The sequence below is a fragment of the Algoriphagus vanfongensis DSM 17529 genome, assembly GCF_000429465.1.
Lineage (GTDB): Bacteria > Bacteroidota > Bacteroidia > Cytophagales > Cyclobacteriaceae > Algoriphagus > Algoriphagus vanfongensis.
On record NZ_AUBX01000011.1, the window covers coordinates 127,106 to 139,239 of the forward strand.

At 44.1% G+C, this 12,134-nt stretch carries 13 protein-coding genes and 1 tRNA gene; 1 reads left to right on the forward strand and 13 read right to left on the reverse strand.

Translation table 11 applies throughout. The features are described 5' to 3' along the window. From trmD to G460_RS0109425, 3 genes are read right to left on the reverse strand one after another with little or no spacing between them, the layout of a single operon-like run. Positions 1 to 717, reverse strand: coding sequence for a tRNA (guanosine(37)-N1)-methyltransferase TrmD (gene trmD / locus G460_RS0109415; RefSeq protein ID WP_026955123.1), 717 nt, complete (start codon positions 715 to 717; stop codon positions 1 to 3). A gap of 2 nt (positions 718 to 719) precedes the next feature. Then, the gene (gene rimM / locus G460_RS0109420) at positions 720 to 1,250 is read right to left on the reverse strand and encodes a ribosome maturation factor RimM (protein ID WP_026955124.1); all 531 of its coding nucleotides are present in this window, start codon (positions 1,248 to 1,250) and stop codon (positions 720 to 722) included. 14 nt (positions 1,251 to 1,264) lie between these two features. After that, positions 1,265 to 1,828, reverse strand: coding sequence for a 30S ribosomal protein S16 (locus G460_RS0109425; protein ID WP_026955125.1), 564 nt, complete (start codon positions 1,826 to 1,828; stop codon positions 1,265 to 1,267). Between the two features lie 180 nt (positions 1,829 to 2,008). Here G460_RS0109425 and G460_RS0109430 point away from each other — a divergent pair. Beyond that, positions 2,009 to 2,080, forward strand: a tRNA-Arg gene (locus tag G460_RS0109430). A gap of 62 nt (positions 2,081 to 2,142) precedes the next feature. Here G460_RS0109430 and G460_RS0109435 read toward each other — a convergent pair. The 10 genes from G460_RS0109435 to G460_RS23320 all read right to left on the reverse strand — a co-directional run bounded on the left by G460_RS0109435 (position 2,143) and on the right by G460_RS23320 (position 12,126). Continuing rightward, the gene (locus tag G460_RS0109435) at positions 2,143 to 3,687 is read right to left on the reverse strand and encodes a sulfatase family protein (protein ID WP_026955126.1); all 1,545 of its coding nucleotides are present in this window, start codon (positions 3,685 to 3,687) and stop codon (positions 2,143 to 2,145) included. Positions 3,688 to 3,777: 90 nt separating this feature from the next. Next, a complete protein-coding gene (locus tag G460_RS0109440; RefSeq protein WP_026955127.1) occupies positions 3,778 to 4,671 on the reverse strand; it encodes an SMP-30/gluconolactonase/LRE family protein in 894 nt (297 codons plus the stop codon). Positions 4,672 to 4,774: 103 nt separating this feature from the next. Next, positions 4,775 to 5,659, reverse strand: a complete 885-nt coding sequence (locus tag G460_RS0109445) for a sugar phosphate isomerase/epimerase family protein (protein WP_026955128.1) — start codon at positions 5,657 to 5,659, stop codon at positions 4,775 to 4,777. A 5-nt stretch (positions 5,660 to 5,664) separates the two neighbouring features. Further along, positions 5,665 to 6,456 (reverse strand): SDR family oxidoreductase, encoded by a 792-nt coding sequence (locus G460_RS0109450; RefSeq protein ID WP_026955129.1) that lies wholly within the window; start codon positions 6,454 to 6,456, stop codon positions 5,665 to 5,667. Between the two features lie 2 nt (positions 6,457 to 6,458). Beyond that, on the reverse strand, positions 6,459 to 7,496 hold the full coding sequence (locus tag G460_RS0109455; protein WP_026955130.1) for a zinc-binding dehydrogenase: 1,038 nt from the start codon (positions 7,494 to 7,496) through the stop codon (positions 6,459 to 6,461). 3 nt (positions 7,497 to 7,499) lie between these two features. Beyond that, a complete protein-coding gene (locus G460_RS0109460) occupies positions 7,500 to 8,207 on the reverse strand; it encodes an orotidine 5'-phosphate decarboxylase / HUMPS family protein (protein WP_026955131.1) in 708 nt (235 codons plus the stop codon). A gap of 198 nt (positions 8,208 to 8,405) precedes the next feature. Continuing rightward, positions 8,406 to 9,737, reverse strand: coding sequence for a PEGA domain-containing protein (locus G460_RS0109465; RefSeq protein ID WP_026955132.1), 1,332 nt, complete (start codon positions 9,735 to 9,737; stop codon positions 8,406 to 8,408). A gap of 84 nt (positions 9,738 to 9,821) precedes the next feature. Next, the gene (locus tag G460_RS0109470) at positions 9,822 to 10,901 is read right to left on the reverse strand and encodes a dipeptidase (protein WP_026955133.1); all 1,080 of its coding nucleotides are present in this window, start codon (positions 10,899 to 10,901) and stop codon (positions 9,822 to 9,824) included. A 2-nt stretch (positions 10,902 to 10,903) separates the two neighbouring features. Further along, complete coding sequence (locus G460_RS0109475) at positions 10,904 to 11,614, reverse strand: SAM-dependent methyltransferase (protein WP_026955134.1); 711 nt, start codon at positions 11,612 to 11,614, stop codon at positions 10,904 to 10,906. Positions 11,615 to 11,730: 116 nt separating this feature from the next. After that, a complete protein-coding gene (locus G460_RS23320) occupies positions 11,731 to 12,126 on the reverse strand; it encodes a hypothetical protein (protein ID WP_026955135.1) in 396 nt (131 codons plus the stop codon). Positions 12,127 to 12,134: the final 8 nt, after the last annotated feature.

Sequence of the window (12,134 nt, forward strand, 5' to 3'; positions counted from 1 at the left end):
TTACTTCTTGTTCGATTTTGTTTCGCTTTTCCCCAATCCTGACTTGGCCAGCAAATCAGGCCTTCGTTCTTGGGTTCGGCGAACCGATGCTTCAAATCTCCATTCGTTGATCTTGGCTTCATGACCTGAAAGCAATACCGGCGGTACTTCCATTCCTTGCCATTCGGCAGGCCTTGTATACACTGGAGGTGCTAGCAGGTGATCTTGGAAGCTGTCAGTCAGTGCCGAGGTCTCATCATTGAGTACTCCGGGTATCAGTCGGATCAAAGCATCAGCCACTACTGCGGCTGCCAATTCTCCTCCGGATAGGACAAAGTCCCCAATACTGATCTCTTTGGTGATATAGCGCTTTCTGATTCGTTCATCCACTCCTTTGTAGTGACCACAGAGGATCAGGAGATTTTGATTCATAGAAAGGGCATTGGACATGGGTTGATCAAAAGTCTCACCATCAGGAGTCATATAGATGATCTCATCATATGTTCTTTCCTGCTGTAGCGTTTCGATGCAAAGTGAAATCGGCTCAATCATTAGGACCATTCCGGCTCCACCTCCAAAGGCATAATCATCCACTTGCTTTTGCTTGCCTGTGGCATAATCGCGTAAGTTGTGCACTCTGACTGTGGCCAGCCCTTTTTCTTCGGCTCTTTTGATAATCGAATGTGAAAAGGGACCTTCCAGCAATCCGGGTACTACGCTGATGATGTCAATATGCATGCTCAGTCTTCCAGATAAATGTCAAGTAAACCTTCGGGTAGTCGGCAGAAAACTTTCTTTGCTGCCTTGTCCACCTTGAGAATGATCCCGTCCTGAATCGGAATGAGAACTTCTTTCTCTTGGTGTTTGACTCCGAGGAGATCTTGGGTTTCCAGATCGTAGATGACTTCCACGGGTCCGATGAGACCTCTGGATTCATCTTCTACTTCAAACCCAACTAGTTCGTGGTAGTAGTATTGATCTTCTTCGAGCTTGGGAAGTGCCGTGAGAGGAAGAAAGACTTCCGATCCCACTAGGCTTTCTACTTGCTCGAGAGAATCCAACTCTTCAAATTTCGCCAGTACTTTATTTCCCGGCTGCAGAACGAAGTGTTCCAAAAAGAAAGGAACCATTCGGCCTTTTTGATCTAAGAAAAGATGTTCTAGGTCTTCGTACTCTTCTGGATAATCTACATCCAATACGATGACTAGTTCACCACGAAGTCCATGAACCTTGGCTACATAGCCCAATTGAAAGCATTGCTCCTTGTTCATGGGGAGAATATCTATTAAGCTTGAGCTTCGTCGCCTTCTGCGGAAGCCTCAGGAGCAGCCTCTTCTGGTGCATTTTCAGCAGCAGCTTCAGCTTCAGCGGCTGCAGCAGCAGCTTTTGCTTCTTCTTCTCTTGCTTTGATAGCGTCCAGACGAGCCTGATTTTTAGCGGTCTCAGCTTCCAAAGCTTTCTTACGAGCTTCGTCTTTCGCCTTACCGATAGAATCAACTTTACCAGCGATTTTGGTTTCTTTTTCGGTCAACCACGCTTCGAATTTCGCATCAGCTTGTTCTTGAGTGATAGCACCTTTTACCACACCGATTTGAAGGTGTTTTTTCAGCATGACACCTCTGTAAGAAAGCATAGCTTTCACAGTGTCGGTAGGCTGAGCTCCGTTCAACAACCACTGTAGAGCGCGCTCATTGTTGATGTTGATGGATGCAGGGTTTGTGTTCGGATTGTAAGTTCCGATTTTCTCGATGAAGCGTCCATCACGTGGAGCTCTAGCATCTGCGATAACCACGTCATAGATAGCCATTTTCTTTCTACCTCTACGTGCTAATCTGATTTTAACTGCCATAATTTATCTGTGTTTGTTAAGCGGATGGAACCCGTCCATCCTAAATTTGGAGTGCAAAGATAGGTTAATTCCCTGTAATGCCATAAGTTGGCTGTAAATTATTTGCAGGAAAATGAGTATTTCCTTATTCTTGAGACCCTGATTTGTTACAAATTTAAAGAAATTTGATTTTCAGGTTCTGGCCTCGTAGTTCAACGGATAGAACAAGCGTTTCCTAAACGCTAGATCCAAGTTCGATTCTTGGCGGGGCTATTTTACTAGTCAAGACTTAAAAAATCAGCCTTCTTGGCCTGTCGTTTACTTAATTTGATCACTCACTTCCCTCTTTTTACTGTTGATTCACTCGTTCTGTAATCCTCCAAAAGGGTTTTTAACTCCGCGACTTTTTCGGGATTTTGCTCAAATAAATTGGCTCTCTGCTCCGGATCTTTTTTCATATCAAAGAGGAGACCTGGCGTATTGAAATCAGTATATCCGGTCAATTCTTTGAATGATTCTGGCAAAGGTCTAAGTCCTCCTGTCGAATCATTGATATAGAGCCAATTGCCTTTTCTGATTCCCCAGATTTTTGGATTCGTATTGTGTATGGTAGCATCTCTGAGAGGTGAGTTATATTCTTTTCCAGTGAAAACAGCAGTGAAATCATAACTGTCTGGAGCTGCTTTTTCTGGTAGTTCTATCCCCACAATATTGGCAATGGTTGCCATGATATCTATTTGAGAAATCAGTTCGTGGGAAACGGTCTCAGCCTGAATGTGCCCTGGCCATTTGACAATGAATGGCACATGATGTCCTCCTTCCCAAACATCCCTTTTTAAACCTCGAAAATCACCCATACTGAAGTGATCAAACTTTTCCGCTCTTTCCCATGCATAATGCTCTGGGCCATTGTCTGCACTGAAAATGACGATAGTGTTTTCTTCCAAGCCACGATCCTTGAGGGTAGCCAATACTTCACCAATCACCCAGTCCGTTTGAACCATAAAATCTCCATATGCTCCGGCCTGTGATTTCCCGTCAAATTCATCATTTGGAATAATTGGAGCGTGTGGCGAAGGCAAAGCAAAGTATAAAAAGAAAGGTTTGTTTTTATCTTGGTTTTTGATCCATTCCTTGGTTTTCTGAGCCAAAGTGGGCAATACTTCATAAGGATTCCAGTCCTTGACTTTTGGTCCCGGTCTGAATTCCCAACTTCCTTCCTTTACTTCAAACCCGATGTTGTGGATATCCATGGTTTCGGTTGGAGCTTGGACGATTCGGTCATTTTCTACCCATGCATAGGGAGGGAAATTGATGGTGCCATCGCCGAAATAGTAATCAAAACCTCTGTCCAAAGGACCTCCTTTGACAGGCTTGCTCCAGTCGATATCCTCAGGGAGATAGTACTTGGTTTTATTTTCCCATTGTTCTACCTCAGCAGTGGGTTGATTTTTGAACTCCCAGTCCCAACCCAAATGCCACTTACCGATAATGGCGGTAGAATAGCCTTCAGTTTGTAGAAGTTGAGGTAAGGTGATGTCAGTTTCTGCGAAAAACGGTTCCCCAAAAGCTCCCACTATACCGAACTGCCTCCTCCAGTGATAGGTCCCCGTCAAAAGTGCATATCTACTTGGAGAGCAGATTCCTGAAGAACTATGCGCATCCGAAAATCGCATTCCCTCTCTGGCCAACCTGTCGAGATTTGGGGTAGGGATTTTGGAGTTAGGGTTTTGGATAGCCAAATCTCCATAGCCCATGTCATCGGCATAGATAATAATGATATTTGGAGGGGTAGACCTGTTTTTTGAACAGGCAGATATACAAAGAATTAAAAAAAGGAATGTAATGATGCTTGATTTGGATAAAGAAAATGCGCGCATGTATATGATTGAAGATCGAGTCACGTAATTAGTCCAAATACCCTAAAAATTCAAATCGTTTGAATTAAAATGTTTTCAACTCTCTTTCATCTAAGGGTTTTGTGGCTCTATGTGGGCTTGGTTTGTAGCCGTCCCGCCCACTTCGACTTTCACCAGAAAAACATTCCCGCTCTCCGGAAATTGCATGAGCAATTCAGGGCTAAGATTTTCTTGAGCAGTTGTAATTAGAAGTTGATCCAGATTAGGACCACCAAAAGCGCAAGAAGTCACATGAGGTACAGGGAGGTCAATTTTATCCAGAAGATTCCCGGATTTGGGATTCCAGCGGTAGACTCCAGATCCACCATAATGGGCTATCCATAGCATTCCTTCCTGATCGATACACATGCCATCAGGAGTTCCGATTTCTTTAGGGACATTTATAGCAATTCTTTTAAAACTGATTTCACCCGATACCACATCAAAGCCAAATTCTTGCACTTTTTGGGTAGGCGAGTCAATAAAATAAAAACTCGATTGATCCTCGGTCCAAGCCATTCCGTTGGAAATCGTCAGGTTTTCCAATTTCTTTTCAATAATCAAATCTTCAGAAATACGGTATAAAGAACCGGCCCCTTCGGTAAACAAAGTGCTTAAAGTTCCTATCCAGATTCGCCCTCTTGGATCTACTTTTCCATCATTGAATCGGTGTAGAGGAAATTCATGTTCCACTTCTAGTAATGTTTCCTGCTTTCCAGTTTCGAGATCAAAACGAATCAAACTTCGGTCTAATCCCAAAATCAATTCATTTTCTTTTCCCTCTAGCACGACTGCTAATCTTCCAGGAAATTTCTTGGTGGTTATAGTTTGAGAAGGCCACACCATTTGAAAAAGGGTACCGCTTTCAATATCCACCCAGAAAAAGGATTGATGCTTGGCAATCCAAATGGGACCTTCCCCAAGGAAGCATTGAGATGGGAAAGAGGTAAGGTTAAAAGGTTGCAAAGTGGTAAGGTTTATAATTTTTGTTTAGGAATGAATTCCTTGATAAAACTTCGAGGGTACACTAACCTCAAAGACTATTAGTATGGCCCTAATTCTCATTTCATTAATGCCAATATTGAGCGATTTTTTTCTTCAAAAAGGCCACGCTGCGTTCCAATTGATCCATGCCGTCAACACCATCTTCAATACTGATCCATGAGTCAAAACCGACTCTTTTGAGCTCTGTGAAAATCGCATCATAATCGTTCATCCCTTTTCCGATTTCACCATGACTGAGTCGCTTTGCATATCCTTGTGCACCTCCTTCTTCTTTGCGAAGGTCTTCGATGGTTCCATATTTCAAGAACCTGTCACTCGCATGCATGGTGACTACTCTTTCAGACACATCATACAACAAATCCAAAGGATCTTCTCCTGCCAAAAAGGTATTACTTGGATCATAATTGACTCCAAAATTCGGATGATGGATGCTATTGACTAGCTGAGTGAATATGGCTCTTTTCTGTGCAAACTCAGGGTATTCCCAGAAGTCATCTTTGTAATGATTTTCGATGATCAAAGTGATCCCGAGCGATTGCGCATAGGGAAGGCAAGACTCGATGCATTCTTTAGCTAATTGAATTCCCTCTTCTACCGAAAGTTCAGGTCTGTACTGACCGGAAAGAACTCGGCAATAGGAGCCTCCCAAAACATCGGTCATTTCGATCCATCGCTTCTGTTTTTGGATTTCTTTTTCTCGGAATTTTTTGTCCCGATGCGTGAAATCAGGAGAACAGCACATCATGGGAATGACCATGCCTTCATCTTCTGCCATTCGGCGAAAAAGTGGCCAGTTCTTTTCGTCTTCCATTTCTAAAAATCCTGCATACCACTCCAATCCTTCGATTTCAAGAGGGGCTGCGAGTTGGATCCATTCGGAAATTTTCATACTTCCGTCTTTGCAGAGGGCCTGCATAAATGCTTTGGGAAAAGCTGCGAGTTTGGGCATTGTTGTTAGATTATGGTACTAGTGTCTTTTGGGGCATTTCTGCCAATCATGGGGTGCTGCTCGAGATCCACGACTTGACCGCTGATTGGGCCACTTTCATCGCTAATCCAATAAATCGCTGCGGACGCAATTTCCTCAGGCCATAGAATTCTTCCGGATGGAGCATACATGGCAGGGAGTTTTTCATACCAAGTTTCGGAAAGTCCATGTTGCTTTTTCCTTTCTCTTTCCCGCTCAGTTAAAACCCAGCCTGGATTGATTTGATTGACCCGGACTCCATAGTCCCGCATCAAGGCATCACCCAGATTTCGTGTCATGGTCATCAATCCACCTTTGGAAATGCTATATCCGAGCAAATTGGGCTCGCCACTATAGGCGTTAACAGAGCCGATATTGAGTACACATCCTCTTGATTTTTGCAATTCTTCCAATCCAGCTTGGATCAAAAGGAATGGTGCAATTGTGTTGACGTCTATTACTTTTTGAAGTAATGTTTTATCTGTGGTTTGAATATCTGAAGAAACAACCCATGCGGCATTGTTGACGATTGCGTCTAATTTTCCAAAGCTTTTTTTGGCAAGCGTAACCAATCGGTCTGCACAACCTATTGCGGAAATATCTTCCGCATGGAAAATGGCATTAGCTTCTCCAATTTCTGCTAAAACTTCCTTTCCCAGATTTTCTTCCAACCCGGTTAAAACGACTTTGGCTCCTTCGCGTACACATCGCTTGGCAATGGCTTTTCCAATCCCGGTTGTGCTCCCCGTGACGATGATGACTTTATTTTCGAGTCTCATCTTTAGACAGGTTTCAAAACTGATTTCACTACATCTCCATGATGCATTTTTTCAAAAGCTTCTTTCCATTCTGTAATCGGCCACACACCGCCAATAATTGGTTTGACATTCAAAGCTCCAGAGGTCAAAAGAGCCAAAACCCTTTCCCAAGTCGGCCAATTGTGGCTAAAGCTCCCCTGTAGTCTTACATTTTTTTGGACGATGGGGTCTATGGAAAAATTCAAAGGTTTTGGTCCCCAGCCTACTTTGGTAATTTGACCATTTGGGCGAACTAGTTTCATGGCCATTTGAAGGGTGGCGCTAACTCCGGCAGCATCAATAATCAGGTCTGCGCCCATACCGTCCCGTTTTCTAGCCCAGGTTTCTGTGGCATCTTCTCCGACTAAAGGATCACAGCCATAGGCTTGTTGGGCTATTCCCAACCTGCCTTTATCCGCTTCCAGACCAACTATTCCGACTTCTGCTCCACAGATTTTTGCCACTGCTGCACAAAGGATTCCAATAGTTCCAGGACCTATCACAATCACGCGGTCACCGGGTTTGATGGAGGAATTTCCGACAACTGCATTGTAAGCAACACAGCAAGGTTCTGTCAGGCAAGCTTCCTCGAATGACAAAGTCTCAGGCACGCTGTGTAGGCATCTTGCTGGAACACGCACAAATCTGGTCATGGCCCCATTTACTCCATAGCCGAATCCTTTTCGGGTTGGATCCAGGTTATAAAGCCCCACTTTACTCATGGGGTTCATCGGATCAATGATGGCGGCGGTTTCACTCACCACTCTATCGCCTACTTTCCAAGTGGAAACATTGGAGCCCAAAGAGGCTATTTTACCTCCAAATTCATGTCCCAATACCACGGGGTAATTGACAGGCCAACTATGGTCAGAGGTCCATTGGTGGAGATCCGATCCGCAGACACCTACGTTTTCTACTTCCAATAAAATATCATCGGGACCAATTTCCGGAACCGGGATTTCGCGTATTTCTACAGAATATTTTTCCTCTGAAAAATTTACAACTGCTGCTGATTTAGACATGAATTAGGATTTGGATGGGATTACTGTTTCTTGGCTGTGAATCGCTTCACAAATCATACGGAGGGAACTTTCCAGATCTCCGCTTGCGGTCTTGAAGGAGTCCGCATCAATGGTAAGTGGAGCTCCCAAAACCACCAAAGGAGCCCCATATTGTGGGCATTGAATAGCCTGCTCAAGGGATAGTCCACCTACCGCTTGAACTGGAATGTCAACAGCCGTAACAACTTCTCTTAATTGATCAAGAGGGCTGGGCATGCGATGACCAGCAGCCGCAATTCCTCTTCTTTCATCGTATCCGATATGGTGTATGACATAGTCACAACCTAGATCTTCTAAAAATTTTGCGCCTGCGACCATGTCTGGACAGACCATATTGTCACCCATTACTTTGGCTCCGAAGTCTTTTCCAGCCTGGACTACACATTTGATGGTTTCAGCATGAGCTCTCGCCATCACCACGACATGAGTCGCTCCGGCTTTAGCCATCATTTCAGCTTCGAGATAGCCCCCATCCATGGTCTTCAGGTCGGCTACTATTGGAATACCGGGAAAAGCTTCTCTTAATTTTCGGACTCCGTGGAGGCCTTCTGCAAGAATTAATGGGGTTCCCGCCTCCAGCCAATCCACTCCGGCCCGCATTGCCATTGCGGCAGTTTCGAGCGCTTCATCAATATTGGTAAGGTCTAGGGATATTTGTACAATAGGTTTCATTTTGGGTTAAATTTTAAAAGTAATACCCTGAAAAACAGGATTTGGACTAAGCTTTTTAAGATAAGGATTTTGACTTTATATCTAGTCCTGATCCAACGGGGAGAGCCTTGGTCGCTTTCAAACGTACGATTAGAAACCCCAAAAAAAGAAAACCTCAAGGGGTTGCCTTGAGGTTTAAGTTGATTGTTTGGTATTTGCTTATTGAAGTCTCGCCTGAATTTCCTGGACGAGTCCTTCGTATTTTTTGAGGATACGTGACCAATCTTCAAATTTCTCATCGTCTTTTACCGTGACTGAGTTTTGACCATCCAGAAAAGCTTCCTGGCTGATCAGTTTGACAGCATAAGCCAACTGATCTGAATTGCCTCCGCTACTGACAATTACCCTAGTACGAATTACGCTGGAAGCGAAATTTTCCACTTGCCAAGAGGTGGTCAAGTAGCCCGTGTTGTAATCTACAGTTTCGAGGATGTCGAAGTATCTGGTAACGATAGAAGATAAGATTCTCCAGGCCTCTTCGGAGCTGTGCGCGGAATTTACCGGAACTGTGATTCGTACATTGGCTAGGTCGGAAGAAACAGAAGATGTGTAGGCTTCATCGACTGCCATCTCGATGAAATCAGTCGCAGGTGGCTCTTGCATATTTGCTTGGTTAAAATATGTTTTGGCATAGCGCACGTAGCCATCTTTGAGAACTCTGATCTCCACGCTACCATTTAGAGGAACTTTGAGATCATAAGATCCCGTACCGACTGTTTTGCCATTGATCTGTACCAAAGCATCACTCGGGTTGGTCGTGATTTTGACCAGTCGGTCTTCAAGTTTTGCCTGCTCTCTTACTGGAGGTTCAGGATCTGTGTCAGGTTTGTTGCAAAATACCTTCGTGTATTCCACATATCCATCTTTATTGACGGTCACCGTGACGCATTCTCCGAGTGGGACATTGATGTCTTGATTCCCTCTTCCCACAGAGATTCCATTGGCTGTCACATTGCCATCCGCTGGCAATACTTCCAGTCTTACTTGCCTGTCTTCTAGTTTAAAGAAGTCTTTGAAGGGTGGTGTTTCCCGGTCTGGAGAGTTGTAGTATGTTTTGGTAATAGGTGCGTATCCTGATTTTTTGATTTCGATGGTATGAAATCTATCTTTTTCGATGACCAAGTAGATGCCCTTGGTACCGATACTTCTTCCGTCAACAAAGATTTCTGCATCGTAGGGCTCAGCCGCTATTTCTACTCTTCTGGAGTCCAATGACACTCGCTGGTCTTTGTCCCACTTGAGGTCTTTGTTGTACTCTTTGATCACTGGCTGGTAGCCAGGCTTGGTGATTTTGATTCTGTTTTTGGAGTTTTTTTCGAGTTTGTACTCGATCGTGCCTGTGCCTAGCTCCTGCATGTCAGAGTCATCATAATCATTGAGAAGGATGAATTTGGCGTCGGAATGGTTGGCAGTGATTTGTAATTTTTGAGCGTGGGCAGAAACAACAAAAAGTCCCAGCACCCAAAGGGAGAGTAAAGGTCTATAATTCATAAGTAATGGGTTGGCAAATGAGGTACGCAAATAATTCAATTCGAATTATTTATGCAACCCTTTCACAGATTGATTTGTACAAAATCAAGTAAAATCAGTCCAGTGATTCTTTAAAAAATTCAACCAATTTCCATGCATGACCTTCTGGACATCTGATTCGGAATAACCTCTCTTTGCCAAGAGATGCGGGATTTTTTGGAGATCAGCGATGGTTTCTAGGTCCCAAGGGCACTGTTCTCTTCCGAATGCTCCATCCAAATCTGAGCCGATTCCAATATGATTGGCATTGCCAGCAAGCTGACAAATGTGGTCTAGGTGATCTAAAACAGTGGCGATTTGGACATCCCTTTCTTTGGGAGTGCTCTTCCCTCTTTCCCAATTGGGGCTGAGCATCCATGCATCAAAAGCTCCCCCGATGACGGCGCCTCGCTCTATCAATGCTTTGATCATGTCATCAGAAAATTGGCGATTGTGATCCACAATGCTACGGCAATTATTGTGACTGGCCCATACCGGACCCTGGTAAATCTCCAAAGCATCCCAAAAAGCCAAATCACATAAATGGGTGGCGTCGAGTATGATTCCCAACTCATCCATTTTCTTGACGAGCTCCTTTCCTTGGGGATTGAGTGGGGCAGATGCATCCGTGCCATGCGCATAGCGACCCGGTCCATAGTGAGCAGGGCCTAGGGCGCGAAGTCCACTTTCGTAGGCCTTGTCTAGATAGTCAAGATTGACAATGGAATCAGCTCCTTCGAGTGATAGGATGAAGCCTACAGGTTTGGTGTCATTGTCCTTTCCATCCATCCAAAGCGCCAAGTGATTTTTCAAATCCTCCCCATTTTTGATCTGGGCCATTTCACCTATTTCGACCATGACCTGATACCAAGCCAATTGCCCTTGGGTTTGGGCCCAAGCCTGCTCGGGAGAATGCCAACCTGGGAGTGAGTTGTCTGGGGCCACATATCGGGCGATTTGGGTAGCGACCACTAATCCGATATTGCCTTTTCGGAGCTCTGGAAGCGAAACGACCGCTTTGGCACGATCAGGCTTGTCAGTCAAGCCTTTCTCTCTCGAGTTGATTTCGGAGACGGGTTTTGTCAAATCACGGTTCCACTCAAGCGCATTCATGCTCAAGTCCAAATGGGCATCGATTGTAAACATGGTCAAAAACTTTGGAGGATGAAGACTGTAGGGATTTTGTGTAGATCAATGCTTGACTTCTTCCAATCCTGGACTGTTTTGGTTTGGATCAGTTCGTCTTTTGCAGTGATATTTTTAGCGATGCAAAGTTTGGTCTGTGGATTCAAGCTTTGGATCACATCCTGAAGCAGTTGATTGTTGCGAAAGGGGGTTTCCATAAAAATCTGTGCCCGTTGCTCTTTGAGCGATTCCGATTCCAGCTTTCGCAATGCCTGAGATCTTTCCTTTTTATCAATCGGAAGATAGCCATGAAATGCAAAGGATTGGCCTGAAAATCCGGATCCCATCAAAGCCATAAACATGGAGCTGGGTCCTGAGAGAGGAACGACTTGGATACCGCGTGTATGGGCATGGGCCACTGCCAATGCTCCCGGATCAGCGATTCCCGGGCAGCCCGCTTCAGAAATGATGCCGACGTCTGCACCTTTGAAAAGAGGCTGGAGCAGTCTGTTCATGGATTCAGGAGAAGTGTTTTTATCCAAAATCTCCATATGAACTTCCTCTAGATTGACTCCCAATTTCAGACTGGAAATATAGCGTCTGGTAGTCCTCATATTTTCTACCAAAAATACTTTAGTGTGCTGGATGACTTCCCTCACTTGGGGAGTGATCACGGCATCGGCGGTATTTTCAGCAAGAATATTGGGGATTAGAAAGAGTTTTCCGTGAGGCATTTTTAATTGATTTTTGAATTACGAAGTTAAAGCTAATCCTCGTATCCCTATTTTTCTTTTGTGCAATTCTGGTGTTTTGATATCAGTTGAATTGCTTCATTAATTCAGGAGAAGGTTTATTTCAAGTGTAGAATTAACTCCTGAATTCGCTTCTCAATGAAAAGAGCTTTTTCATTATAAGTAAACATTCGATCATCTTGACTTACCATTCCATCTACTTTAGCTAAAGAGTCTAACCGATTGTTAAGTAAGTTGGATTGATGCTCCCTCCTAAGCTCCCAATCTTTCTGATTTTGAAGTAGAGAGTCGACTTGTTCATTGGTAAAGCTTTCTTTAATATCAGTTAGAACCTCATACAACAGTTGATCCATTTCTGATAGAAAGGTCTGGGAGCAGTTTACCATAATCTTTCCTTCATCTAGACAATTCTGATAGGATGTGTTGATTTCGTCGAGCTTTTTTTGGCAATCGGCTGGTTGAATGAATGTTAGCAAAAGAATGAAATAAAGCATAGCTTTTG

Coding starts and splice junctions, on each gene's coding strand:
- trmD (WP_026955123.1), bottom strand. CDS start 717: ATGCATATTGACATCATCAGCGTAGTACCCGGATTGCTGGAAGGTCCC.
- rimM (WP_026955124.1), bottom strand. CDS start 1,250: ATGAACAAGGAGCAATGCTTTCAATTGGGCTATGTAGCCAAGGTTCAT.
- G460_RS0109425 (WP_026955125.1), bottom strand. CDS start 1,828: ATGGCAGTTAAAATCAGATTAGCACGTAGAGGTAGAAAGAAAATGGCT.
- G460_RS0109435 (WP_026955126.1), bottom strand. CDS start 3,687: ATGCGCGCATTTTCTTTATCCAAATCAAGCATCATTACATTCCTTTTT.
- G460_RS0109445 (WP_026955128.1), bottom strand. CDS start 5,659: ATGCCCAAACTCGCAGCTTTTCCCAAAGCATTTATGCAGGCCCTCTGC.
- G460_RS0109450 (WP_026955129.1), bottom strand. CDS start 6,456: ATGAGACTCGAAAATAAAGTCATCATCGTCACGGGGAGCACAACCGGG.
- G460_RS0109455 (WP_026955130.1), bottom strand. CDS start 7,496: ATGTCTAAATCAGCAGCAGTTGTAAATTTTTCAGAGGAAAAATATTCT.
- G460_RS0109460 (WP_026955131.1), bottom strand. CDS start 8,207: ATGAAACCTATTGTACAAATATCCCTAGACCTTACCAATATTGATGAA.
- G460_RS0109465 (WP_026955132.1), bottom strand. CDS start 9,737: ATGAATTATAGACCTTTACTCTCCCTTTGGGTGCTGGGACTTTTTGTT.
- G460_RS0109470 (WP_026955133.1), bottom strand. CDS start 10,901: ATGTTTACAATCGATGCCCATTTGGACTTGAGCATGAATGCGCTTGAG.
- G460_RS0109475 (WP_026955134.1), bottom strand. CDS start 11,614: ATGCCTCACGGAAAACTCTTTCTAATCCCCAATATTCTTGCTGAAAAT.
- G460_RS23320 (WP_026955135.1), bottom strand. CDS start 12,126: ATGCTTTATTTCATTCTTTTGCTAACATTCATTCAACCAGCCGATTGC.